Here is a 25,150-nt window from a genome sequence, read left to right on the forward strand (position 1 = left end):
TTGGCGCTGGTGGCACCTACTACCTGTCTGCGGACTACGGTTTCGAAATCGGCGATGGCATTGGGATCGGCTTGCACGTGGGCTACCACGATGGAGATTTCGCGGAAGCCTTTAACGGATCGGATGGTGGTTACTACGACTACAACATCAGCCTTTCTAAAGGCGGATTTGGATTTATGTTCACAGACACTAACGTGTCAGGTCCAGCCGCTGACGGCGGTTACGACAATGATGAGTACAAGGTCGTTGTATCTTACTCAGTAGACATTGAGCTCTAAAACCGAGCTCTAACGAGAAGCACCAGGTTCCACCAAAAGCTTGGCCGTCACAATCACCGGACACTGTCTGGTTTGCGTGGCGGCTTTTTTGCATTCTGCCCGCGCTGCAAAACGGCCCTGACCAAGGCAATGCGCTGCTCTTTAGGCAACTCCGCCGCAACTGCAGCCAGATTTTCATGTATCAGCGCCTGATAACGACCACTCACTGCCCGAGATTGCTGCAAAGCACGCTCCAAAGCCTGGGAGTCAAAGTCTTCCGCTGAGACCGCTTTACGAACTGCCGCCTGAGCCTTGCGCATATCCTCCCGTAATGGACGCACCTCAGAGAGCTGTGAACGCATCTGTCCGCGAACTCTACGTTGCGTCTCCGGTGAAAGCTGCTCGGCCATCCACGCCATGGGGGGTGGCGCCCTATTAGCATTGCGATTCTTGCCGACCATGAAACCCACGATCAGCAGATTTGCTGCTAAAGACACTAACAGCGCAATGACAATGTAATTGTTTCTATTCATACCAAACCTCGGCTGTCGCAGGCATAAGTAAGCTTCGTTCTTGTGACTCCCAATCGGTGAGCGCAATACCTGGAGAGCCCATACCAATAGCAAGACCCATTGCAAGAGGCAGGGAAGCCGCCATAACCGGACGCCACCAAAGCTGAGGGGCCTGGGGCACCAACCAGGCCAAAATTCGATCCGCGAAAGGGATGGGTAATGCCGCGATAACTCGCTGCTGTAGATCAGTAGTAGCGGGCACGTAGCTATCTAACATTCGATCCAGCTCCTGCGCCTCCCGCAACTGCAGGCCGAGCTCAGGATGGCCCTCGACACAGCTGTGCATAGCTTTGCGCTGCTCGTCTGGCCAGTGCTCTTCACGACCACCATAGGTATCCAGCAGCTCCTGAAATCGCTCAGGACTCATCATTGCTTAGCAACTCCTCTTTTAATCGGCGACGTGCCCGAGCCAACAGTGACTCAAGGGCGTCTACCGATACGTCCAGAATGTTTGCCGCTTCTCGATTGGACAAACCCTGGTAGTGACACATCAACAGCGCGCTCCGCTGCCGCTCGGGAAGCTTTTGTAGTGCGCTGCGAACCAGATCAGATTTTTCGGTGGCCTCCAGTCCGCTTTCGGGCCCCACATCGCTGACTTCAGTCACCACCTCCTCGCCGGTAAACGATAGCCGCGCGTTGCGGCGAAAACTATCGATACACAAATTATGGGCAATATTATGGAGCCAGGTGGTGAGACGCGCGCTGCTGCTATTGAAGCTCCCAGCACGAGTCCACAGTCGGATAAAGGTTTCCTGAACGATATCGTCGGCACCGCTACTATCCGAAAGCATGCGCCTGGCATAGCGAATCAGAGGTTGCTGGTGTGCCTGCAACAACAGGGCGAACGCCGCCCGGTCACCCTTGGCGACGCGCCCTACCAGCAATGCCTCATTTTCTCGATTCATGAACGCCTAAACTTCTACAGCGCTCAGGAAGGACTGGGATCTTCTCCACTAGTTCGCTTCCGGCGCTCACCGCGCTTGTCACGCATGGTTTTTAACTCCGCCTCGCTGACAAAACCATCTCCGTCGACGTCCAGGCGCCCAAAGGCATGGTCCTGTGCTTCCGCACTACTCACGACACCGTTCCCGTCTGTGTCCATGGCGTCAAACGCCTCTGGAATCTTCAACTGCATCTCCTGTTGACGCTCTTCGGACGCTGCTACGGCTGCCAGCATCTCATCTCTCGTGATATCTCCATCACCATCGGTATCCGCTCGCTTAAACATCTTGGGGCCTCCTCGATCACCTCGCGGCTGAAACTCTTCACGGCTGATACGTCCATCGCCATCGGTGTCCAAGTTAAACATCCCGCCTTTTGGCTGGGCCATGATGGCGGCTGATACACACAGCACAGCGGTTCCCGACAGTACAAGCAATGTTTTCTTCATCGTGCTACTCCAAATCATTAAGACTATTGAATGTCACCTACTCATACGTCGTTAAAGAGAGAATCCGTCGAAAGCTGCCGAATCAAATTATGACTTGAGATTAACGCCACTCAGGTCTAGTTTAGATTGATGAGAGCAACCTATGCGCGTAGCTCGTTGATCAGAGTCTACACTCCACAAATTTTTGGATGACTAAAAGTGCTTGCTGTTGATCGTAAAAATAGCCCCTTGAATCTATCTCGGAGAGACGCTGCCAAAGCCTTTCCGGAAGTGGCCTGTTATTTACTAGGGTCGCTGCTAATCGCCTTTGTGGCCGTCGTGTTTCTGCGCAGTGAAGTGCGCGCCGCGCAGTCCATCAATGCCTTTCCCGATATGCAGCTGTGGTCGGACATTCGTAAAGATGCTTATCTCCGAGCCATCGAAGCAGAAGACTCGCCTGTTTTAGCGGTGTTACGGGCGCCAAGCCTCGGCCTGAGTGTGCCTGTTTACAACAGCGCTAGTGATCTGAATATGGATCGAGGCGCAGGAGTAATAGATGGTATGGCCTACCCTCACGAGCCGGGACATATCGGTATTGCCGGCCATCGTGATGGTTACTTCCGCATACTCAAGGACGTCGCCGTTGGCGACAATCTGGTCTTGGATACTCTCAATGGGGAGCGACACTTTATCGTCGAGGACTTGCGCATCATTGAGCCTGACGAGCTTGAGTATCTACAAGACTCGCAGGACTCCCGTTTAACCATCGTTACTTGTTACCCCTTTTACTATGCGGGTAGTGCCCCCCAACGTTTTCTCGTACGCGCCACACCGGTGCAAAAACCACTGACCACTGGTCAATCTTCCTGAAGGAGCAAAATATGAAAAAACACATCATAGGTGCTGCAATCGCTCTCGCAATGAGTGGACAGGCTTTGGCACAGGATGCGCCAACGTGCGATGACCTGGTGTGGTCCGCGCAAGTTCTATCAGCTAATCCAGATATTGCTTTGTCCTGTCAGGGCGTTTACGCCCGGAACGATGAGCTTTATGCCAAGGTCACCATTGAGTTGACTCGAGTACGAGGTAACCGACTGACTTTTCGACCCCAGCATACCGACGGATCTCAGGGTGCACAGCGCAGCATCACCGTGGACAACAGCTGGCGTGCGAACATAGAAGGTCGAACCTATCGCGCGGGCGAGCTTCTGCCCGGACAGGAATTGAATGTTTACATTCCTGAAGACCGCTTCGCTCTCGCCGTTGACGATGGCGCTTTTGATGGTGATGAAGAGCTGATCAGTATTGAAGAGGCTACCGTGGTCGCCATGCCGAAGACCGCCTCGCCACTTTACGCGGCACTGGGCGCAGGTATTGCATTTCTGGGTCTGGGCTTTGCGATGACTGCACGGCGTCGTTTGCGGCTCGCAAAGGCTTGAATTAGGATAAAGCGCTGGCTTAACGCCAGCTGATGGCCGTCTTGCTCCCAAAGCACCCCCTCGGGTAACGCAAGGCGGTCACCCGTTTTAAAAAAGAGCAGAGTAATGTTTGAGCGCAAAAGTAATAAACCGCAGTCGCCGGACCAAAGTCCCGCTGCCACCACCACGTCGGAGCAACCCGCCGTGACCAAACCAACTACACCGGCTAAACGCCCACAGGGAGTAACTGCAGTGATCGGATCCAAGGTTAAAGTCAACGGCGACATCATGAGCAGCGAAGACCTGCTAGTCGAGGGCGAAGTGACGGGCACCATCACCCTGTCAGATAACGAATTAGTCGTCGGCACTTCCGGTCGTGTTCAAGCCAACATCAGCGCGAAGACCGTACGCATCGAGGGCGAGGTCAAAGGCGACATAGACGGCAGCGAACGTGTCGTAATTTGTGCGTCAGGGAATGTGCAGGGCAATGTCAGCTCTCCCCGAGTGATGCTCGAAGACGGCGGACGCTTCAAAGGCAGCATCGATATGGGAGGCAGCAAGCCAGCCGCAGCGGCGAAACCCACACCCAGCGCTGCATCCGAAGTTCACACTATCGAAAAAGCAGGGTAAGCAAACCCAGTGGCCGGTCTATCCGGCAAGAGGTCCGATCGCAACGATCCACCGGCGACAATCACCAGTCGATTGCTGCCGGTGATGCTCGACGAAAAACGTCTGGCCGCTCTCGGAACATTGAATATCCTGGACTTCGGTCGCGCAAATAGCGGCAGCCTGGAATTCTTTAACCAGTTTTCCTGCCGCCTGTGTGTATTAGACGCGGCCGATAGTCTCCTTGAATGGTCTGCCGGTCTCGAAGCCCGAATGGAAGACCCGCCATCTAATCAGCAAATGCAGCTAGAGCTCAGTGGCATACTGTCGTCCATGGGTGCCTACCGCTACGACCTGGTGTTTTTCTGGGATACGCTTAATCATCTTCATGAGCATTCGCTTACGGCATTTTCCGGATTTCTCCGTCGCTACCTCACTGCAGACTGCCGTGGCCACGGTTTCATGCTGCACAAACGCGGTACAGAGCAGCTTCTCAGGCACATGGGTATGGCTGGAGACAACCTTATCGCCGTGCATCAACAAACCGCCGCCAAGCTCTACCCACACAATCGGAAAATAGTGAATGATGCTCTGGGCAGTGAACTGCGCATTGATCAAGGTGTACTCCATGGCGATGGTCGTCTCGAATACCTGCTGGTAAGCGAAACCGTCAAACCTCAGTAGCTAGTATCCGGTCTGTCACGGCTAAGTGTTAGTCAGTTCTCTGAGCTTTGCGTATACTCGGCCATTAACAGACAGTTACCGGTAGTACCTCTTGATTCGTTTTTTTTCTGGCGCGCTCCCTGTTATCCACGTCTTTCGCGCTGCGTTGGCCTTTTGCTTTCAGGCAAGCCGCAAGATGCTTACGCTACCCCTACTACTAGTGATCTTAGCCACTGGCTGCGGCGGTGGAGAGTCGAATGTCGAGAAAGGCAATCGTGAGGGGGTTCTTCACTACGGTAATGGCAGTGAGCCTCAGGGATTAGACCCCCACGTGGTCACCGGCGTACCCGAAAACATCTTGATTCGCTCATTGTTTGAAGGACTCGCTGTGAAGAACCCTGAGACCTTAGAGCCTGAACCGGGTGTCGCTGAAAGCTGGGAATTCAGCGAAGACCGACGCCAAATCACCTTCCATATAAACCCCGAAGCTCGTTGGTCAAACGGCGACCCAATCACTGCCGACGATTATGTATGGAGCTGGATGCGGGCACTGCACCCGGAAATGGGCAACCTCTATGCCTACATGCTCTTTCCCGTAAAGAACGCTGAAGCATTTTTTAGCAGGGAGATTTCAGATTTTTCTGAAGTAGGAGTCAAAGCCCCAGACCCGCAGACTCTGGTAGTGACACTGACCGAGCCGACTCCGTACTTCCTCCAGTTGATGGATCATTACAGTTCCTTCGCGGTGCATCGACCCACAATCGAAAAGTACGGCAAATTTACTGACCGTTTCACGAAGTGGACCCGTGAGGGAAACATGGTGAGCAACGGTCCTTTCCAGCTCGAAGAGTGGAAGCTTAACCGTCGTATCACCGTTCGCAAAAGCGATACCTATTGGAACCGCGATCGAGTAAGCCTCAACAAGGTCATATTTTACCCAACAGAAAATGCCGTATCAGAAGAACGAGGATTTCGCTCAGGACAGCTCCACGTCACCGCAACCCTGCCACTGGATAAAATCCCCGTTTACCAGGCCCAGGCGGACTCGCCCTATCGTCAGGACCCGTATTTGGGGACTTACTTCTATCTCATTAACACCAAACGGCCTCCCATGAATGATGCCCGCGTGCGTCGAGCTTTGGCAATGAGCGTCGATCGGGCCACCTTGATTCGCTCGGTACTGCAAAACTCCGCGGTACCCGCCTACAGCATTACCCCGCCAGGTGCGCTGGGGTACAAACCACCAAAAACCTTTGACTACGATTTGAACGCGGCCCGAGCACTTTTGGCTGAAGCCGGTTATCCCAACGGTGAAGGCTGGCCGGGCATAGAAATCGTTTACAACACTCAGGAAGCACACAGAAAGATCGCCGTAGCGCTCCAGCAGATGTGGAAAGACGCTCTCAATATTGATGTCACGATCTCTAATCAGGAGTGGAAGGTCTACCTGGATTCAGTGACAAACATGGACTTTGATCTCGCCCGTCGGGGCTGGATCGGAGACTTCGTTGATCCGCAGAACTTTCTGGACCTCTATCTGACAGAAGGCGGAAACAACAACACCGGATATGCGGATCCCAGCTATGACGACTTCATTCGACTCAAGGCACCGCAGGCGAAGAACCGTGAAGAGCGCTTCGCCGTGTTTTACGAGGCAGAAAAAATGCTCATGGAAGAGATGCCCATTATCCCCATCTACACTTACACCAGTAAGCACTTGGTACACCCCAGCGTCTGTGGCCTCACACCAAACCTGATGGACTCGCTGAATTTACGTTACGTCTGGCTTGATCCTAACCGCAACAGCTCATCGGAGCCCTGCAAATAATGCTGCCTTGCGCACCGTTCTCCGGCGCGCTGCTGATAGCGATAGTTTTCGCTGTTCTTACGGGATGCTCTCCCGGAGAGTCCCGCGTCGTGGAGGGCAACCGGGACGGTATTCTGTATCTGGGGAATGGTACAGAGCCTCAAACCATTGACCCCCATGTGCTCTCGGGGTCGCCTGAAGCGAACGTGGCAGACGCTTTGTTTGAACCGCTGGTCATTCGTAATCCCTACGATGAATCGATTTCTCCCGGAGTCGCCCAAAGCTGGGAATTCAGCGACGACGGGCTGTTTATCGACTTCCATCTCAACCCGGAAGCACGATGGTCAAATGGCGAGCCAATAACCGCAGAGGACTTTTACTGGTCTTGGGAGCGAGCCCTAAACCCACTTCTTGGCAACCAGCTGGCTAATGTCTTCTTCGTTATCCGCAATGCGGAGGCCTACCACCTTGGAGAGATTGATGACTTCAATGAGGTCGGTGTAGCGGTCATCGATGAACACACATTACGAGTAGAACTCGCCTACCCCAACCCCTTTGCCATCATCAACTTCACCTACGTGTACATGGTGCCTTTACATCGAGCTACTCTCGAAAAACACGGAGGGACACGGGTCCGCTACTCAGATTGGACTCGGCCGGAGAACATCGTCAGCAACGGACCTTTTAGACTCTCTGACTGGAAGCTACAGCGATACCTTCGCGTAGAACGCAACCCTTACTATTGGGACGCCGCGGCCGTTGGACTGAACGGCATCGTCTTCCGTCCTATTGAAGGTGCGGCAACTGAAGAAAAAATGTTCCGTAGTGGTCAGCTTCATGCCACCAATATGGTCCCCAACAGCAAGACGCCGGGCTATCGCAATCAGCCGAACTCACCGCTGGTTCAAATGCCGCAAATGGCGAGCTACTTTTATGTATTCAATATGAAAGTGCCTCCAATGGATGATCGTCGAGTACGTCGCGCATTGGCGCTGGCAGTTGATCGGCAAACGCTCGCGACAAATGTTTTGAACGACACCGCCATCGCCTGGGGTGGTTATGTTCCCTTTGGCATGCCCGACTATTCCCCTCCCAATCCTCTCAGCTTTGATCCCGATGAAGCGCGACGCTTACTGAGCGAGGCGGGCTTTCCGAATGGCGAGGGTTTCCCAGAAGTTTCGCTGCTCTACAACACCAGCGAGGATCATCGAACCATTGCTGTAGCAGTGCAACAGATGTGGAAGAAGCACCTGAACATCGACATCACCCTGGAAAACCAGGAATGGCAGGTATACCTAACCGCAGTTCGCGAGGGTAACTTTGAGATTGCGCGAAGAGGCTGGAACGGTGATGTGACACCTAACAGCTTCCTGGATTACATGATTAGTGATTCGCCCATCAACAACACAGGCTTCGCGAACAGCGTTTACGATGACCTTGTGATCAATCAAGCCAGAAGCACCGGCGACCTGTCAGAAATCATGTCTATTTACAGAGAAGCCGAAGAAATACTTCTCAGGGAAGCACCACTGCTCCCCGTCGCAACCTACACCGAAAAGCGCCTGTTACAACCCAGCGTCAAGGGCATGCATGGTCGTGTAGTAAGTGGTTACATTTACAAATACGTGGAGCTCGATCCCGACGCTACCGCGTGGACATGGCAATCTCCGGAAACTTAATTTATGTGGCGATTCATCAGCGTTCGATTACTGCAGGCCATTCCGGTCTTGCTGGCCGTCATCACCGTGACGTTTTTTCTGGTGAGAGTTGCGCCAGGCGGGCCTTTTGATAGTGAAAAAGCAGTTATTCCAGAAGTAAAAGCCGCGTTAGAAAAACAGTACCGACTGGACCTGCCACTGTTTCAGCAGTACACCGCGTACCTTGGAGACCTAGCCTCAGGAGAGTTTGGACCCTCTTTTAAGTATCCGGGGCGAAGCGTCAATGAACTCATTGGCGCAGGATTACCCGTCACGGCGGAGCTCGGCTTCTATGCACTTCTGGTCGCGGTGTTAATTGGAGGACTTGCTGGCGCCATCGCATCGCTACGGCCCAATACGTCCCAAGACTACATTCCTATGAGTTTAGCGATGATCGGGATATGTATGCCGTCCTTTCTTTTGGGCCCCTTGTTAGTACTGTTGTTTGGCATAGAACTGGAGTGGTTACCGGTCTCGGGCTGGGGCGATATACCCGGAGATAAGATTCTCCCCAGTATCACCCTGGGCGCAGGCTATGCCGCTTACATCGCCCGCCTCTCTCGTGCGGGCATGCTGGAGGTGCTCTCTCAGGACTATATCCGTACCGCCCGTGCCAAAGGCTTGCCTGAATGGCAGGTCGTCACCAAACACGCACTGCGCGGCGGGCTCATGCCGGTGGTCACTTTCCTGGGGCCGGCTTTTGCAGGACTCCTTGCAGGCTCCTTTGTAGTCGAAACCATTTTCCAGATACCCGGCCTTGGCAGGTTCTACGTACAGGCCGCGTTTAACCGTGACTACACAATGATTCTTGGAACCACTGTATTCCTCTCAACGCTTATCGTGCTCTTCAACTTGCTGTCGGACATCGTCGCTGCCTGGATGAACCCAAGACTTCGTCATCAACTTGGGGGCGCATCATGAATACTAGTGTACTAACGGATATCGCCGCTGCTGAGGAAGGCACTTCGCTATGGAAAGACGCCTGGTTACGCCTGCGTAAAAACCGTCTCGCCATTATTGGTCTTTGCGTACTCCTGGTGTGCATAGTGCTCGCATTGCTGACTCCGCTTATCGCGCCCTATGCCTACGATGCTCAGGATCTTGACTTAGGCGCGACACCACCCTCGACCGCACACTGGCTGGGCACAGACATTTTCGGCCGCGACATGCTTACCCAGATTCTTTACGGGGGACGTATATCGCTAGCTGTCGGCTTCATAGCCACCGCTGTCGCCTTGCTTATAGGCATCACCTGGGGAGCCATTGCGGGTTATGCCGGTGGCCGAGTCGATGCTGTGATGATGCGCCTCGTGGATATTCTCTATGCACTGCCCTTCATGATTTTCATTATTCTTCTGATGGTCGTCTTCGGGCGCAACCTGCTACTGCTGTTTTTAGCGATCGGGGCGGTGGAGTGGCTAACTATGGCGAGAATCATGAGAGGCCAGGTACAGTCGCTCAGGCAGCAAGAGTTTGTGGAGGCCGCCATATCTCTGGGCTTATCTCCGGGCACCATCATCCGTCGGCACCTGATCCCCAACGCTCTGGGTCCCATCATCGTCTATACAACGCTGACGATTCCCAGCGTAATGCTACTTGAGGCCTTCCTGAGCTTCCTTGGCTTAGGCGTGCAGCCTCCCCAGACATCCTGGGGACTACTCATATCCTATGGCGCCGAGACTATGGAAGAGTACCCCTGGCTACTGATTTTTCCTGGACTCGCTCTGACGGTCACACTCTTTTCGCTGAACTTCCTGGGTGACGGCTTGCGCGATGCGCTGGACGTTCGCGGATCAAAGGACTAATCGCTATGGCCTTACTTGAAGTAAAAAACTTAGCGGTGAGTTTTGTAACCCGCAATGGCGTTAACAAAGCAGTTGACGATATCTCCTTCGCAGTGGAGTCAGGAAAGATCACCGCCATCATCGGCGAATCCGGGTCCGGTAAGTCAGTAGCCTGTTACAGCATGCTCGGCCTCATTCCAATGCCACCGGGACGCATTGATGGTGGACAGGCGCTGTTCGACGGTAAGGATTTGCTCCAGTGCTCCGAGCGGCAACTGCGCAAAACCCGTGGCCGTGATATCGCAATGATCTTCCAGGACCCCATGACCTGCCTGAATCCCTATATGACCATCGGTAAGCAGATGGCTGAGCCCATCGTTTATCACAAAGGTATTAGCAAGGCAGAAGCTCGCGCACGAGCCATCGAACTCTTAGGGGAAGTGGGTATACGGAATCCGGAAAGCACGGTGGATTGCTTTCCCCATGAATTTTCCGGAGGCATGCGTCAGCGGGTCATGATTGCCATGGCGCTGATTAACGAACCCAAGCTACTGATTGCTGATGAACCGACGACCGCCCTGGATGTCACCATTCAGGCGCAGATTCTTGAGCTCATTGCCGATCTTCAACGCAAGAGAGACATTGGCGTCATTTTTATCAGTCACGATTTAGCGGTGGTGGCTGACATCGCTGACGAAATTTGCGTGATGCAGCAAGGAAAAATTGTTGAGGCCGGCAATCGCGAGGCAATTTTCAGTAACGCTGAGCACCCCTATACGCAGAAGCTGCTCTCTGCAATTCCTGCGGGTACAAAGGTAGCGCAGTCGCAGGATTCTGAGCCTCTCATTAGTGTTCGCAATTTAAAGACCTGGTTTGAAGTAGCCAAGGGCGACACGGTTAAAGCCGTAGATGATGTCAGCTTTGATATTCATAAGGGCGAAATTTTAGGACTGGTGGGTGAATCCGGTTCAGGAAAATCAACCATTGGTCGTTCCTTGCTCCGTTTGGTACCCGTGAGCGGTGGGGAAGTCAATTTTGACGGAACTGACGTCACCGGACTTCAAGGGCCCGCACTCAAAAGCATGCGCCGGCGGATGCAAATGATCTTCCAGGATCCTTTTGCATCGCTCAATCCCCGTATGACAGTTTTTGACACCCTCGCGGAGCCTCTCTTGCTCCACGGTATCGAAGATCGGCGCAGCGTTGCTGACGGCGTGCTTAAACTCATGGATGACGTAGGCCTCGCCCGGGCCTTTGTGCGCAAGTATCCCCACGAGTTTTCCGGCGGGCAGCGCCAGCGCATTGCAATTGGCCGCGCGTTGGCAACGCGGCCGGAGTTCATTGTTGCCGACGAACCCGTATCGGCGCTGGACGTCACTATTCAGGCACAGATACTGGATCTGATGTTGGCGCTGGGCAAGGAATACGGTCTTACGATGCTATTTGTATCCCACGATCTGGCCGTAGTGAAACACTTGGCTGATCGCATCATCGTTCTCTATCAAGGAAAGATTGTCGAGGAAGGCACGGGGGAATCACTCTTCAATGCCCCGCAAGAGGCCTACACACAGCAACTTCTAAAGGCGATCCCCGGAAGAGCCCTCCTCTAATATTCGAAATCGCCACTGCGTACTACCGAACCCCGGGATAAGGATTCGGCCCTCCCGCATCTATCCACGCATCCAGCTCCGTGGCCAACACCGAGAGGGGCACCGAACGCAATCCCAGGATCGTATCGTGAAAATAACGCTGATCGAATTCTGAGCCTAGGGCAGCCTCAGCCTTGAGGCGTTTTTCCCTGATCAGCATTTCTCCCAGCTTGTACGCGAGCGCCTGACCGGGCCAGGAAATGTAACGGTCAATCTCGGTGGTGATTTCGTGTTCTGACATAGCGGCATTGTCCCGCAGGTAGGCGATCGCCTGATCTCGACTCCAACCGTATTGATGTAAACCCGTGTCGATCACCAAACGGCAGGCGCGCCACATTTCATAGGTAAGCTGCCCAAAGCGCTCGTAAGGCGTACGATAGATACCAATCTCGCCCCCCAACCATTCGGTATAGAGCCCCCAACCCTCCCCGTAACCCGAAAAGTAATTCTGTGCCCGAAACTCTGGGATTTCTCCCGGTGCTTCAAGCGCAATGGCCGCCTGCAATGCATGCCCCGGAGCACATTCATGGAGTGTCAAAGCGGGGAGCGTGTAGAGAGGTCGCGCAGCCAGGTTGTAGGTGTTCATAAGACAGGCATTCAGGCCGCCGCGGCCACCGGTATATATAGGCGCGATAGCGGGAGGTACAGGGTTAATAGCAAAACGTCTGCGAGGTAAAAACCCCAACACGTCCGAGAGCTTTCCATCCATCCGCTTCGCAACATAAGCCGAATAGCCCATGAGCTCATCGGGTGTCTTGGCATAGAACTGCGGGTCTGTACGAAGAAATTCAAAGAACTCAGCCATATCGCCGTCGTAATCCAGCTCTGCAAGTATCAGCTCCATCTCGGCGCGGAGCCGCTCGACTTCACGAAGTCCCGTGTTATGAATTTCTTCAGCCGTTAGATCCAAGGTGGTGAATCCATGAATCTGTGACTGGTAAAAGGCCTCGCCATCGGGAAGATCCCGTGCCGCAAGGCTTTCTCGCGCATTGGGAAGGTAATCTTCTCGCATGAACTTCAGCAACGCGGTATAGGCCGGCACGACCTGTGTGGCGATAAGCTCTCGTGCCTCGACTTGCAGGCGTTCACCCTCACTCTCATCTATCATGGCGGGGAACATCTCCAGGGGAATCCAAAACGGATTATCACTACCGGGCAAAAGATAGGCTTCTATGGATTGTTCGCGACCTTTCATACTTACTGCCGGCACGGTGTAGCCGCGTGCCATACCGGCTCGCATATTGGCGCTGTGCTGCGCAAAGAATCTTGGGAGATCCCGAAGTCGGCCAAGGTACCGTCGATAGCTATCTACATCTGAAAAACCACTGTTTTGAGGATGTAACCCACTCCAGAAAAAACTATCCGAGTTAAGAGGCGCCTCGTAAGTGCGATAGCGCGCGTCATTCGCAAGGGTTTCTACTATCTGACGAAAAACCTCGGCGTTAATCGCTTCTTCGGCGCTAAGCGCATCAAGATCAATGGCATCTAGCTCGATTAGCGTCTTCTCCCAATAAACCAGACGACGCTGCTGAGCGGCATGACTGACATCCGGCAAGCTCGCCTTCTTGACCCACTTGCCGTTGCTGTCCCGCTCTTTTCCAAACTCGTTTTGCCGCCACTGCCACTCACGCTCATAGAGAGCGGAAAGTTGCCTGTCGGCGCTCTCCCCTGAGGAAGAAATCTGGGGCGTGCTAGCGGCGCACGCGGTTATTAGCAGGAAAACAAAGAACGCAACGATTGCTTTCATCTGGATGCTTACTCGTTGATAGATTCGATCGTCACAATACGACAGCGCCTTGCGCTTCTCAATTGCCACCGGGTTCGGTTTACACTTGGGTATCTGTCAGGAGAAACCCTAATGAGCAATGACGAACAAATAGCCTACTGGAACGGTGATGCTGGAAGGAAGTGGGCCCAACGCGACGCAATGATGTCGCGGATGCTGGCTCCCGTAGCAGAAGCCTTGATAGAACACGCGCAAGTGGACACAGCCAAGGCAGTACTGGATGTTGGTTGTGGCGGTGGAAGCGAGACACTTATGCTCGCCAAACGCTTAGGGCCAGAAGCCTGCGTACTTGGTGTGGATGTTTCTGCGCCACTCCTTGAAGTTGCCAGAGCCGAACTCGCCAGCATGGGAGACGCCGGAAAGGGCGTCGGCTTTGTTGAAGCAGATGCGTCAAACCATGACTTTGGCGAACAGCAGTTCGACCTATTATTTTCCCGCTTTGGCGTTATGTTCTTCGATGATGCCACTGCTGCGTTTGCGCACCTGCGAACGGCCATGCAGCCCGGGGGGCGATTGGCCTTTGCCTGCTGGCAGGCGCTGACAAATAATCCTTGGACGGCGCTGCCACTAAAGGCTGCATTATCGGTATTACCCCCTCCTCCAGCGCCAAAGCCGCGGGCCCCCGGGCCCTTTGCATTTGCCGAGTCCGAGTACATCGAATCTCTGCTGGGCGATGCGGGCTGGAGCGATGTTGTTGTAACGCCCCACACGATCAGCATGGACTGGGAAGGTAGTGGTGGCTTCGATGCCACTGCAAGAGAATTAGTCAATACAGGACCGGTGGGGCGTTTGTTGATTGATGTTGACGAAGAGACTCGCGAAGCCGTGCATGCCGCGGCCGCCGCAACGCTAGCGCCCTACTATCAGAACAAACAGCTGTCTCTACCGGGTGCCGTGTGGCTGGTAACAGCAACAAACTCCTGAACAAAGAAAACGAGCCAAAAGGTAAAGATCCTATGCCAACAATTGGAACACCCTTCACTGCGTCGGCCACGCGAGCACTTCTGTGCGGTGCAGGAGAGCTCGGCAAAGAAGTCGCCATTGAGCTTCAGCGCTTGGGTATCGAGGTAATTGCCTGTGATCGCTATGCCGATGCGCCGGCTATGCAGGTTGCTGATCGCAGCTACGTTTTTCCGATGCTAGACGGCGAACGTTTGCGAGCGGTTATCGAGATGGAGAAACCCGCCTTCATCGTGCCGGAGATCGAGGCCATTGATACGAGCACGCTGGTTGAGCTGGAAAACGAGGGTTTCAACGTGGTTCCCTCTGCCCGGGCCGCTCAACTCACAATGAATCGCGAGGGTATACGTCGACTCGTCGCAGAGTCTTTGGATATACGCACCTCACCCTACCGCTTTGCCGACACACCCGATGCCTTCGCAAAGGCTATTGATGAAATAGGTATGCCCTGCGTTATAAAACCGATCATGAGCTCCTCTGGTAAAGGGCAGAGCGTGGTTCGAGGCGTCCAAGACATTCAAAAATCCTGGGAAATTGGCCAGGAAGGCGGTCGCGCAGGCGCGGGCCGTCTCATTGTGGAAGGCTTTGTGGATTTTGATTACGAAATCACTCTACTCACCGTGCAGCACAGTTCCGGCGTCAGCTTTTGTGCGCCCATCGGGCACCGTCAGGAAGATGGAGACTATCGAGAGTCCTGGCAACCTCACCCTATGAACCCTGACGTACTCAAAGAATGCGAGGACATCGCTGCGCGGGTAACCTCAGCACTGGGTGGCAACGGCCTATTTGGTGTTGAATTTTTCATTAGCGGAAAGGATGTTTACTTCAGCGAAGTTTCCCCCAGGCCGCACGACACTGGCATGGTCACACTCATCTCGCAGGACCTGTCAGAGTTTGCGCTACATGTTCGAGCCTTTTTAGGCTTACCAGTCCCCGGAATACAACTCCACGGACCCTCGGCATCGGCGGTGATCTTGCCCGAGGGCGACTCGGAAAACATTCAGTACGGCAATCTCGCCAACGCTCTTAGCCAGGTTGACACGGACTTGCGGCTCTTTGGTAAACCCGCAATTGCAGGACGTCGGCGCATGGGTGTAGCCCTTGCGCGCGGGACCGATAGCGACAATGCCCGGGTTAAAGCGCGCACAGCCGCCACGGCAGTAAAAGTGAGTCTCTGAAATTCACTGGAGTAGTACTCTTGAAAAATACTTAACCGTCCGCATATCTAAAACACGGGTGCTCAATTGGGAGGCCCGATAAACAATATTGCTTCTTATGGAGAATATGATTATGCGTAACACAATTGATTTTTCCCCTCTTTACCACTCAGCGATTGGCTTTGATCGTATGGCGTCCCTTCTGGACACCGTAGCGCGCGACAGCAAACCGAGCTATCCGCCCTACAACATTGAGCAGGTCGAAGAGAACCAATACCGAATCACCATGGCCGTCGCCGGTTTTACCGAAGACGAACTGGAGATTACCAGCGAGCAAAACAGCCTTGTAATCAGCGGGCGCCATCAGGGTGACGGCGAAAGCCGGAACTACCTGCACCGCGGCATTGCGAACCGGGATTTCGAGCGCAAGTTTCAGCTTGCCGAGCACGTGAAGGTCGTCTCCGCAAAACTGGAGAACGGACTGCTGCACGTTGCCCTGGAGCGCGAAGTTCCGGAGGCGATGAAACCTCGGAAAATCGCTATCGAAGGATTGGGTAAGAACGAATTGCTGGAGCAGAACGCCGCCTAAATTCTAGCCTTAGTACCAGGGAGTGCATCAGCACTTCCATGCCCCTAGTTAAATGCCGGGCCTTGCAGCCCGGCTTTTTCCTACGTGCCAACCACAACCGCGGCCTCAGACACACTAACTAGGCCGCAAACACCAGTTTTTGCAACATTGCATTTTGTTGTAAAGCCACTAGCCTCTACAGATAAGCGCTCATAACAGCAGCGTCATCTGACCCAAGAAAAGAGTCAGTGACTGCGCAGGGAGAGCGATCAGACTTACGAGGGCACTGTTATAACCTCCGAACACATCAGTAAATGGTCGCGCAAAGCCACGGAACTACCAGTGCTTCCAGTAGTGGTAACGACACTGATGAGCCTGGACATCGACAATGATGACGCGTTCGCTGAGCTTTTAAGCTTGGCAAAGGTAGACCCCGGGCTCGCCCTCGAGGTCTTGCGAACGCTTCGCGTCAAGAGCGACAGCTCGGTTGCTGTCACTTCACTCGAAAAAGCTCTCAATCGTATCGGTACGGTGTCTTTGAAGGCGTTGGTAACAAATCGATCTTCTGTGCAAGTTTTTGTACCCACGTCTCACTCCGACACTTGCATGTGGCTGCATTTCATTCAGGTAGCGATCGCCAGTGCGCAGCTCGCCCAGTCCTTTCGGTCATTGAATGTAGACCGAAACGACGCCTATCTAGCTGGATTACTGCACGACATAGGACGACTAGTGGACTTTGAGCGTCTCTCAAAATCCCCGTCAGAGGTAGACATGGTTGGCTACGAGGACCCTGCAGAACTTCTGATTGCAGAAGCTGAAGCCTTTGGGCACGATCACGTACAGCTCGGCTCTATCGCAGGACATGCGTGGTCTCTCCCAGACTATGTGATTGGTGCCATAGAGCATCACCACTCCGACTTGCGCACAGTGTCGATTAAGGAAGACAAGCTAAAAATAGTTGAGATTGTTAAGTTCGCCGACGAAATATCAATGTATGCAATGCGTCGGGGCACAAGTGACCAACAGGCTTTTAAAAGACTGTGTCGGGCCTTTTTCGAAAAACGAAGTGTGTTTCTACACAAGCTGTCTCCTTCCCAAGAACTACTCGACAGAATCCTGGCTACGATGATCGAGTCTGCCGAACATGAGTTTGCACGTTTAAAGCTGGGAAAAGCCCCTACAAGCTTTAAAAGCCATGCGTAAGACTTGTGACAGTCCAAGCTAATAGCCTATGAATTTGTAATTAAGACCCGTTATTCCGCACCGGCCTGATCGGCTATAGTGAGCGCGTGGGTTCGAAGTAGCCCGAACCTGTGCTCCGTCCAATAACAAAACGTTCGCCGGGGAATACAACATGGAATTGTCCGAACTGCATCGCCTAGCTCAGGGAATCATAGAAGGCGGCGCACTGCTCCTTGCTTTCCTGGTAGTCATCGCCGCACTCACTGTTCTCGTCATGTATCTAGTCGACATTACGCAGACGGAACAAACCATCCGTCGAAACTATCCCGTCGTCGGTCGTTTTCGCTATTTCTTCGAACACCTTGGCGAGTTTTTTCGCCAATACTTTTTTGCCCTCGATCGAGAAGAGCTCCCCTTCAACCGAGCCGAGCGCAGTTGGGTCTATCGCGCCGCCAAGCAGGTAGACTCCATGGTGGCCTTTGGCTCCACCCGCCCTCTTACGCAGGAAGGTGATGTCATTTTTCTGAATAGCGCTTTTCCCACCCTTGAAGAGGACACGGTGGAGCCACGGCCAGTCACCGTCGGCGCAGACTACTGTCAAAAGCCCTACACCACATCTTCGATTCTCAACATATCTGGAATGAGCTACGGCGCTATTTCCCGTCCAGCGGTTACGGCGCTGGCGGAAGGTGCTGGAGAGGCGGGTATCTGGATGAACACCGGTGAGGGAGGTTTGTCTCCTTACCATCTGGAAGGCGGTTGCGACATTGTCTTCCAGATCGGAACTGCCAAGTATGGCGTTAGAGATGCCAGCGGCAAGCTAGACGACGATAAGCTTCGCGAAGTTGCCGCCCACGAACAGGTGAGGATGTTCGAGATTAAGATGAGCCAGGGAGCCAAGCCTGGCAAGGGCGGAATTCTCCCGGGCGGCAAGGTCACAAAAGAGATCGCAAAGATCCGAGGTATCGAGAGACACACGGATTCCATCAGCCCCAATGGCCATGTGGACGTGAGATCGGTGGATGATCTCTTGAACATGATCGAGCGCGTAAGAAGCGTGACGGGTAAACCGACGGGCTTCAAGATGGTAGTCGGACAGTTAAATTTCTTTGAAGATCTTTTTGCGACAATTCACCAAAGGGGCATCGGCTCCGCGCCAGACTTCATTACTATCGACAGCGCCGATGGTGGAACCGGCGCTGCGCCCGAAGAGCTCATCGACTATGTGGGTATGCCGCTCACAGAGTCTCTTCCTATCGTCGTCGATCTACTACAGCAGTACGGCTTACGCGATCGCATCAAAGTCATTGCATCGGGCAAGATGATTAATCCCGGAAAAGTCGCCTGGGCCTTAGCCTGCGGCGCTGATTTTTGCACCTCGGCCCGAGGCTTTATGTTTGCACTGGGTTGTATTCAGGCACTGCAATGCAACAAGAACACTTGCCCCACGGGCATTACAACGCACGACAAAGAGCTACAGCGGGGATTGGTCCCTGAAGAAAAACGCAAGCGCGTGGCAGCCTATGCAAAAGCCGTAGCCCGAGGGGTCGGCGTCATCGCCCACTCTTGCGGGGCCCCGGAGCCCAGGGGACTTGAACGACAACACATGAGGATCATCGAGGCGGGCGGCTCTTCTCACAACATGCTCGACCGATTTCCGGTTCAATCTGTGCGCAGTGAGTACGAGCAGGTCATCAGCACGTCTAATTCATGATCGCTATTATCGTCGAGCAAATCCTCGCGCTGGTGGGGTTTACCCTGATCGCTGGCTTGGTTCAACGCCTTACCAAGCTGGATCTTCCACTAGCTTGTGTACTGGTGGGATTCGCGGCGGGACAGCTCATAAGTTTTATCGGCTTTGACACCGGAATACGCGCCAGCAACCTACAGGACATTGTCTTCTACGTGATCCTTCCGGTGCTCGTCTTCGAAGCGGCCTGGCACCTGGATGCAAAACTTTTACGCCGCTGGTTGTGGCCCGTGCTACTCCTCGCCACCCTCGGCATGCTCATCAGCAGCATCGTTGCGGCGGGGCTGTCTTTCTTAGGCATTAATCATCCCAGCGGTTTCCCCTGGGTCGCCGCACTGCTAACCGGCGCTATTCTCGCTGCGACGGACCCAGTCTCTGTCATTGATCAACTAAAAACTGCTCGCGCACCCGAAGACCTAGCGACGCTCTTCGAAGGCGAAAGTCTTTTTAATGATGCGACCGCAGTTGTCTTGTTTTCATTAGTGCTGACGATGGCGCTAACGCCGGAGGTCATGCACGGTAACGGCTTCAGCCTGTTTACTGCGGTATTTCTTGGTGGCGCTTGCCTGGGCCTTGTTACCGGACTCCTCGCCAGCATCTTGTTACTGTTACTTGGGCGCCCATCCAGCACCACAATAGTTCTATTGTTCACCGCCTTTGGCAGCTTCTTTCTCGCAGAACACTTTTTCCATGTCTCGGGAATCATGGCAGTTATGGTCGCCGCTCTAATTGCGCGCAGCTTTCTCAAAGAGGTCGAGAACACAGTAGCTAGCGGACTGGCGCACACCTGGGCCTGGTCCGGCGAGCTTCTCAATAGCATTCTCTTCGTGATTATGGGCCTTGTGATTACCTTGGGCATGTTCGAATCACACTGGCTGGCAATGCTAATCGCCATTGGAGCAGCCCTCATCGCTCGGCTTTGTGCTGTCGCAGCCTGTGGCGTAATTACCGGGTTTACGGGACGAAGGATTCCAAGGCCTTGGCAATTCATCATGGTGTGGGGCGGGCAAAGGGGCGTGATTGCGCTAGCATTGGCACTGTCCCTGCCGACCGAACTCGATTATTGGTACACAATCCAGTCCATGGTGTTTGGCGTGGTGTTATTTAGCTTACTGGTCCAGGGAACAACCACCGCTGCATTGATCAGGCGTTGGGCTCCGGAGCGGCGGCTTCGCGCTCGCGAAGACTAGTCACAGAGCTACTGGCGCCTGGTGGCCTCGTCACGAATTCGCGCCACCATTGCCTGAAGCCCATTGCCGCGGGTCGGAGACAAATGTCGCATCAGACCTAACTCTTCAAAGTAGTTACCGATATCAAAGGCAAGAACCTCAGAAGGTGTCTTGTTGTTAAACGCGGCAAGCACAACGGCAAGCAGCCCCTTCACAATGAACGCATCGCTGTCGACGGTTAGGTGGAGTCGGTTTTCATTGTCGGCGACATCAATCCACACCTGACTTTGGCAACCGCGAACCAGACGATCGTCGCTGCGAAGCTCTGTTGGCATCTCCGGCAGCTCTCTGCCCAAATCGATAATGTAGCGATACCGGTCCTCCCAGCTGTCAAAGAAACCGAGATTCTCGATGATGTCGTCGACGGAGATCGACACTCCAAAAGGATTCTGTGCAGTAGTCATACGATGCCTAGTAGAACATGCCCGTTTCGAGCTGCGCTTCCTCGGACATCATGTCTCGGCTCCAGGGAGGATCAAATACAAGTTCGACATCCACATCGTCTACAAAAGGCACCATGCGCAGGCGATGCTCTACATCCCCCACCAACACTGGCCCCATTCCGCAGCCCGGCGCTGTAAGCGTCATGGCTACCGCAATACGACGGCTACCCTGATCAATCTTTACGCTGTAGATAAGGCCGAGATTAACAAGGTCTACAGGGATCTCCGGATCGAAAACGGTGTGTAGAGCCTCCCAGACCTGCGACTCACTAATCTTTCCATCACCGGGAGGTTCGAAGCTGAGGGACAATCCCTCCAGTCCCAATGCATCAGCATCTGTGCCATCAATGCGCACCATATTGCCATTGTGAACAATCGTGTAATTGCCACCCAGGGATTGGGTCAAAGTTACGAAGCTGTCGGCAGGCACCGTGACCGGGTCGCCAACGGGTACCAAACGCCCCTGAACTTCACGACGCACTGTCAGTAGTGTTCTCTCTTGGGAAGACATGCCTAGCCTACGCTAAAGCTTTCACCGCAGCCGCACTCTGCAACCACGTTAGGATTATTAAACTTGAGCACCTTGTTGATGCCTTCACGACTGAGATCCACCTCGGTGCCACGGAGAAACTCCAGAGCATCCTCGGCCACAAAAACCGTCACCCCGTTACTCAGTGCCAACTGCGCATCGCTTGACTCACCGCCATCGACCTCTTCCATAACGTACTTGAAACCGGTGCAGCCGCTTTCTTGCACGCTGATTCGCACCGCCGACTTACCTGCAGATGAGAGGCTGTTGCGGAAGTGCTCCGACGCCGCGTCGGTAAAACGCAGCGGACCTTCTACTTCAAATGTCTCGACAGTCACTGTCTGTAATCTCCTATTCGCTCGATCCAAAACCGGCGGGGCCACTGAAGCCCTATTAGCGAGGACCAAAAAGGGACTGTGCTTTCTTCAGTCCCTCGATCAATCTATCTACGTCATCAAGCGTGTTGTACATCGAAAACGATGCGCGAACGGTGCCAGGCAGCTCAAAGTGCGACATAAGTGGCTGGGTGCAGTGGTGCCCCGTGCGTACCGCAATGCCCTGCTCATCCAGCAACATACCCACATCAGAGGGATGACATCCCTCCATAACAAAGCTGAATATGCCCGCGCTTTGCTTCGGAGCACCAATGCGTTGTACTCCCGGAATCTCTAACGCGGCCTCAAGGGTCGCAGCCAGTAAGGCATTTTCGTGTGCAGCTGCAGCGCTACGATCAATGAGTGACAAGTAGTCGATAGCTGCGCCTAATCCCACAGCTCCTGCAATATTGGGGGTCCCAGCCTCAAATTTAAAGGGCAGCGTGTTGAAGGTCGTCCCCTCAAAGCTGACTGTTTCGATCATCTCGCCACCACCCAAAAACGGCGGCATAGCCTCAAGAAGATCCTCGCGACCCCAAAGCACACCAATCCCCGTAGGCGCAAAAAGCTTGTGACCCGAGAAGCAGTAGAAGTCACAGCCCAAGGCTTGCACATCGACATCCCAATGGCCCACCGCCTGCGCACCATCAACGAGGGTAAGGGCACCCATCGCGCGAGCTTTGGTGCAGACCTCTTCTACCGGGTTCACTGTGCCGATAGCATTTGACACATGATTAATCGCTACCAGTTTCACCCGCTCATCCAGTAAACCGTCGAACGCATCCAGGTCGATCTCAGCGTTACTGGTGACGGGGATGGGCACGACTTCAGCGCCCACACGCTCTGCAGCAAGCTGCCAGGGCACGATATCCGAATGGTGCTCCAGCCAGGACACAAGAATGCGATCTCCGGCTTTCAGATTGCTCAGACCCCAGCTGTAGGCAACCAGATTGATTGCCTCGGTAGTACCGCGCGTCCAGATAATCTGACGACTCGAAGGACTGTTTAGAAAGCCCGAGACTTTCTCCCGGGCATCTTCAAAGTGCCGCGTTGCACGATCCGATAGTGTATGCACGCCTCGGTGGACATTAGCGTTATCGTGCCGGTAGTAGTTAGCAATGGCGTCAATGACCGCGTTGGGCTTTTGCGTGGTCGCAGCATTATCCAAATACACCAGGGGCTGTCCGTTAATCATCTCCCCAAAGATAGGAAAATCAGCGCGTACCGTAGCGGCGTCAAAACCGGGGGATGTCACGGCTTTCAAGGTGCTCACAACAAGTGCCTCGATAACTCAGAGTTACGCGCAAAGCGCGACGCTAACAGCGGTCTCAGATAATTCTGCAACGATTCAAGAGCCAGCCCTTCAATAAGTTCGTTGATGAACCCAAAGCTCAGCATAACCTCCGCCTCTTCCTGCGACACACCGCGAGTTCGAAGATAGTGCATAGCCGTTTCATCAAGCTGCGCAACCGTAGTGCCGTGGGCACACTGCACATCGTCGGCGTAAATCTCCAGTTCTGGCTTACTGTTTACCGTCGCCTCAGCGCTGGTAAGAAGATTCCGGTTGGATAACTCTGCTCGGGTCTTTTGCGCATGGGGGTGAATGTGGATACGGCCGTTGAATACTGCCGTCGCGCTATCCGCAATAATCCCTCGAAAGACCTCGTCGGAACTGCAGTGGGGCACGGCGTGTTCAATGATGCTGTGATAATCGATGTGCTCATCACCTCGGGGTAGATACACTCCATTCAGGGAGGCATAGGCCCCCGGCCCTGCATGGTTCACGATGAGATCAAAACGCTTAAGCACGCTACCCAAAGCCAGATGAAAGCTTTCCAGCTGGGCATCGCGATCCAGCCGCGCGTGTACACCGCCGATATGAATGGCGTTTCCAGATTCTTCGTGGATGCGATAGTGGTTAAGCTTTGCATTGGCTGCGACGATGAGCTCTGTCAGCCCATTACAAAAACTGTCTTGCGCACCGTCCAAAGACGCGAAGTGCTCGACAATTGTTGCCTCGGATCCTGGCTGGGCCAAAACCAGTAAACGCTGGTTTATTGCCGTCGGCGCGTCCGCTGCACTAACCAACCACAAAAACTCTACGGGAGCCTTATTGGAGGTGTTGGCCGCGAACTCTACAAACACGCCATCTCGAAGAGTTGCGGTGTTCAGAGCGGCAAAGAGATGATCCTCGACGCTCAGGCAGCCGTTAAGATGCCCGGCAATACTCGCTGCCTGCGCTTCGCTGGCGTCCTCAAATCGACAAACCGATACGCCTTCGGCATTTTCGATATTGGATAGCTCCGCTTGATAGACACCGTCCACAAACACCATACGGCTGCCACCGAATCCTGCAGCGAGCTGCTCTGGCAGAACTTCGAGAGTCGCACCGGCGTCGGCTAGCTGGTAGTCATCCCGAAGGACAGATAAACCGGTGTACTTCCAATTCTCCGTCCGCCGGGTTGGCATGGTAGCGCCTTCCCAAAACGACAGACCTCGAGCCTGCACGGACTGAAGCCAGTGCGGTACTCGCCGACTAGCTTCGGCCAGGGGTTGCTGCATAAAGCTGGACATCAGGCGACCTCATCCTCAAGCCAGGCGTAGCCTTTATCTTCCAGATGCAGTGCCAGCTCTTTGTCCCCCGAGCGAACAATCCGCCCTTCAGCCAACACATGAACTCGATCAGGTTCGACAAAATCCAGTAAGCGCTGATAGTGGGTTACCAGTACAAAAGCCCGATCTTCGCTGCGCATAGCGTTTACACCCTGAGCAACGACCTGCAATGCATCGATATCAAGACCACTGTCCGTCTCGTCCAATAAGCATAAGCTTGGCTCAAGCAGCATCATCTGAATAAGTTCGTTACGCTTTTTCTCGCCACCGGAAAAACCTTCATTCACGCCGCGCTTCAGAAAATCAGCGGGAAGATTTGCTGCCTTGCTCGCTTCACGAGCGCGCTTCATAAAACTCACCGCATCCAGCGCTTCCAGACCGCGGTGCTCGCGCACAGCATCTACCGACGCCTTAAGGAACTCCATATTGCTTACGCCGGGAATCTCTACCGGATATTGAAACGCCAAAAAAAGACCGGAACGAGATCGCTCTTCGGTGTCCATCTCCAGCAAATTCTCGCCATTAAAAGTGATACTGCCCTCCGTGACTTCGTAGCCGGGACGTCCCGCCAGCACATGCCCCAAAGTGCTCTTGCCGGAGCCGTTAGGCCCCATGATGGCGTGCACCTCTCCTGCCGCTACCTCAAGACTCAGGCCACGAAGAATATCCTTACCTTCGACTCGCGCGTGCAGATTGTCGATCTTTAACATTGTTTCACTACTCCTAAAACGACGCTC

General features: G+C 53.9%; 26 protein-coding genes and 1 pseudogene. 16 read left to right on the forward strand and 11 right to left on the reverse strand.

The genetic code is table 11. The features are described 5' to 3' along the window. Window positions 1-278 (forward strand): annotated as a pseudogene (locus AB8B76_RS06035) (hypothetical protein); the annotation flags it as partial. Between the two features lie 53 nt (window positions 279-331). Here AB8B76_RS06035 and AB8B76_RS06040 read toward each other — a convergent pair. Genes AB8B76_RS06040 through AB8B76_RS06055 form a run of 4 tightly spaced genes read right to left on the reverse strand, consistent with a single transcriptional unit; the run spans window position 332 to window position 2,219 of the window. Next, window positions 332-790: a periplasmic heavy metal sensor gene (locus AB8B76_RS06040; protein WP_405271115.1), complete on the reverse strand. Its 459-nt coding sequence runs from the start codon at window positions 788-790 to the stop codon at window positions 332-334. Continuing rightward, window positions 783-1,199, reverse strand: a complete 417-nt coding sequence (locus AB8B76_RS06045) for a hypothetical protein (RefSeq protein WP_405271116.1) — start codon at window positions 1,197-1,199, stop codon at window positions 783-785. Before AB8B76_RS06045 ends, AB8B76_RS06040 begins: the two co-directional genes overlap by 8 nt. Continuing rightward, the gene (locus tag AB8B76_RS06050) at window positions 1,186-1,734 is read right to left on the reverse strand and encodes a sigma-70 family RNA polymerase sigma factor (RefSeq protein ID WP_405271117.1); all 549 of its coding nucleotides are present in this window, start codon (window positions 1,732-1,734) and stop codon (window positions 1,186-1,188) included. Before AB8B76_RS06050 ends, AB8B76_RS06045 begins: the two co-directional genes overlap by 14 nt. A gap of 23 nt (window positions 1,735-1,757) precedes the next feature. Beyond that, window positions 1,758-2,219: an EF-hand domain-containing protein gene (locus AB8B76_RS06055; RefSeq protein ID WP_405271118.1), complete on the reverse strand. Its 462-nt coding sequence runs from the start codon at window positions 2,217-2,219 to the stop codon at window positions 1,758-1,760. A 198-nt stretch (window positions 2,220-2,417) separates the two neighbouring features. On the opposite strand from AB8B76_RS06055, the gene AB8B76_RS06060 reads away from it, so the two are divergent. The 9 genes from AB8B76_RS06060 to AB8B76_RS06100 all read left to right on the forward strand — a co-directional run bounded on the left by AB8B76_RS06060 (window position 2,418) and on the right by AB8B76_RS06100 (window position 11,783). Beyond that, complete coding sequence (locus AB8B76_RS06060; RefSeq protein ID WP_405271119.1) at window positions 2,418-3,068, forward strand: class D sortase; 651 nt, start codon at window positions 2,418-2,420, stop codon at window positions 3,066-3,068. 11 nt (window positions 3,069-3,079) lie between these two features. Next, the gene (locus AB8B76_RS06065; RefSeq protein ID WP_405271120.1) at window positions 3,080-3,637 is read left to right on the forward strand and encodes a hypothetical protein; all 558 of its coding nucleotides are present in this window, start codon (window positions 3,080-3,082) and stop codon (window positions 3,635-3,637) included. Between the two features lie 105 nt (window positions 3,638-3,742). Next, the gene (locus AB8B76_RS06070; protein WP_405271121.1) at window positions 3,743-4,246 is read left to right on the forward strand and encodes a polymer-forming cytoskeletal protein; all 504 of its coding nucleotides are present in this window, start codon (window positions 3,743-3,745) and stop codon (window positions 4,244-4,246) included. A gap of 9 nt (window positions 4,247-4,255) precedes the next feature. Further along, window positions 4,256-4,906, forward strand: a complete 651-nt coding sequence (locus tag AB8B76_RS06075) for a hypothetical protein (protein ID WP_405271122.1) — start codon at window positions 4,256-4,258, stop codon at window positions 4,904-4,906. Between the two features lie 175 nt (window positions 4,907-5,081). Then, on the forward strand, window positions 5,082-6,713 hold the full coding sequence (locus AB8B76_RS06080) for a peptide ABC transporter substrate-binding protein (RefSeq protein WP_405271123.1): 1,632 nt from the start codon (window positions 5,082-5,084) through the stop codon (window positions 6,711-6,713). Next, window positions 6,713-8,371 carry a peptide ABC transporter substrate-binding protein gene (locus AB8B76_RS06085; RefSeq protein WP_405271124.1) on the forward strand — a complete coding sequence of 553 codons (1,659 nt, stop codon included), beginning with the start codon at window positions 6,713-6,715 and terminating at the stop codon, window positions 8,369-8,371. The genes AB8B76_RS06080 and AB8B76_RS06085 overlap by 1 nt, the downstream gene beginning before the upstream one ends. Window positions 8,372-8,374: 3 nt before the next feature. Then, window positions 8,375-9,310, forward strand: a complete 936-nt coding sequence (locus AB8B76_RS06090; protein WP_405271125.1) for an ABC transporter permease — start codon at window positions 8,375-8,377, stop codon at window positions 9,308-9,310. Next, complete coding sequence (locus tag AB8B76_RS06095; protein WP_405271126.1) at window positions 9,307-10,194, forward strand: ABC transporter permease; 888 nt, start codon at window positions 9,307-9,309, stop codon at window positions 10,192-10,194. Before AB8B76_RS06090 ends, AB8B76_RS06095 begins: the two co-directional genes overlap by 4 nt. A 5-nt stretch (window positions 10,195-10,199) precedes the next feature. After that, complete coding sequence (locus AB8B76_RS06100; RefSeq protein WP_405271127.1) at window positions 10,200-11,783, forward strand: ABC transporter ATP-binding protein; 1,584 nt, start codon at window positions 10,200-10,202, stop codon at window positions 11,781-11,783. A 22-nt stretch (window positions 11,784-11,805) separates the two neighbouring features. Here the strand turns inward: AB8B76_RS06100 and AB8B76_RS06105 are convergent, their stop codons facing one another. Continuing rightward, on the reverse strand, window positions 11,806-13,569 hold the full coding sequence (locus AB8B76_RS06105) for a DUF885 domain-containing protein (protein ID WP_405271128.1): 1,764 nt from the start codon (window positions 13,567-13,569) through the stop codon (window positions 11,806-11,808). A 111-nt stretch (window positions 13,570-13,680) separates the two neighbouring features. On the opposite strand from AB8B76_RS06105, the gene AB8B76_RS06110 reads away from it, so the two are divergent. The 6 genes from AB8B76_RS06110 to AB8B76_RS06135 all read left to right on the forward strand — a co-directional run bounded on the left by AB8B76_RS06110 (window position 13,681) and on the right by AB8B76_RS06135 (window position 20,415). Beyond that, complete coding sequence (locus AB8B76_RS06110) at window positions 13,681-14,532, forward strand: class I SAM-dependent methyltransferase (protein ID WP_405271129.1); 852 nt, start codon at window positions 13,681-13,683, stop codon at window positions 14,530-14,532. Between the two features lie 32 nt (window positions 14,533-14,564). Next, complete coding sequence (gene purT / locus AB8B76_RS06115) at window positions 14,565-15,746, forward strand: formate-dependent phosphoribosylglycinamide formyltransferase (protein ID WP_405271130.1); 1,182 nt, start codon at window positions 14,565-14,567, stop codon at window positions 15,744-15,746. A gap of 112 nt (window positions 15,747-15,858) precedes the next feature. Then, a complete protein-coding gene (locus tag AB8B76_RS06120) occupies window positions 15,859-16,314 on the forward strand; it encodes an Hsp20 family protein (RefSeq protein WP_405271131.1) in 456 nt (151 codons plus the stop codon). A 321-nt stretch (window positions 16,315-16,635) separates the two neighbouring features. Further along, a complete protein-coding gene (locus AB8B76_RS06125; RefSeq protein ID WP_405271132.1) occupies window positions 16,636-17,496 on the forward strand; it encodes an HDOD domain-containing protein in 861 nt (286 codons plus the stop codon). A gap of 151 nt (window positions 17,497-17,647) precedes the next feature. Beyond that, the gene (locus AB8B76_RS06130; protein WP_405271133.1) at window positions 17,648-19,189 is read left to right on the forward strand and encodes an FMN-binding glutamate synthase family protein; all 1,542 of its coding nucleotides are present in this window, start codon (window positions 17,648-17,650) and stop codon (window positions 19,187-19,189) included. After that, complete coding sequence (locus AB8B76_RS06135) at window positions 19,186-20,415, forward strand: cation:proton antiporter (protein ID WP_405271134.1); 1,230 nt, start codon at window positions 19,186-19,188, stop codon at window positions 20,413-20,415. Before AB8B76_RS06130 ends, AB8B76_RS06135 begins: the two co-directional genes overlap by 4 nt. Window positions 20,416-20,423: 8 nt before the next feature. On the opposite strand, the gene AB8B76_RS06140 is transcribed toward AB8B76_RS06135, so the two are convergent. Genes AB8B76_RS06140 through sufC form a run of 6 tightly spaced genes read right to left on the reverse strand, consistent with a single transcriptional unit; the run spans window position 20,424 to window position 25,123 of the window. Continuing rightward, entirely contained in the window at window positions 20,424-20,858 is a 435-nt protein-coding gene (locus AB8B76_RS06140) for a SufE family protein (RefSeq protein WP_405271135.1), read from the reverse strand. Between the two features lie 7 nt (window positions 20,859-20,865). After that, window positions 20,866-21,408: a putative Fe-S cluster assembly protein SufT gene (sufT, locus tag AB8B76_RS06145; protein WP_405271136.1), complete on the reverse strand. Its 543-nt coding sequence runs from the start codon at window positions 21,406-21,408 to the stop codon at window positions 20,866-20,868. A 2-nt stretch (window positions 21,409-21,410) separates the two neighbouring features. Further along, entirely contained in the window at window positions 21,411-21,764 is a 354-nt protein-coding gene (locus tag AB8B76_RS06150; RefSeq protein ID WP_405271137.1) for a HesB/IscA family protein, read from the reverse strand. Window positions 21,765-21,819: 55 nt separating this feature from the next. Then, window positions 21,820-23,073: a cysteine desulfurase gene (locus AB8B76_RS06155; RefSeq protein ID WP_405271138.1), complete on the reverse strand. Its 1,254-nt coding sequence runs from the start codon at window positions 23,071-23,073 to the stop codon at window positions 21,820-21,822. Further along, a complete protein-coding gene (gene sufD, locus AB8B76_RS06160) occupies window positions 23,070-24,374 on the reverse strand; it encodes a Fe-S cluster assembly protein SufD (RefSeq protein ID WP_405271139.1) in 1,305 nt (434 codons plus the stop codon). The genes AB8B76_RS06155 and sufD overlap by 4 nt, the downstream gene beginning before the upstream one ends. Beyond that, window positions 24,374-25,123, reverse strand: coding sequence for a Fe-S cluster assembly ATPase SufC (sufC, locus tag AB8B76_RS06165; RefSeq protein ID WP_405271140.1), 750 nt, complete (start codon window positions 25,121-25,123; stop codon window positions 24,374-24,376). Before sufC ends, sufD begins: the two co-directional genes overlap by 1 nt. Window positions 25,124-25,150 lie beyond the last annotated feature (27 nt).

The organism is Congregibacter sp., assembly GCF_045107095.1.
GTDB lineage: Bacteria > Pseudomonadota > Gammaproteobacteria > Pseudomonadales > Halieaceae > Congregibacter.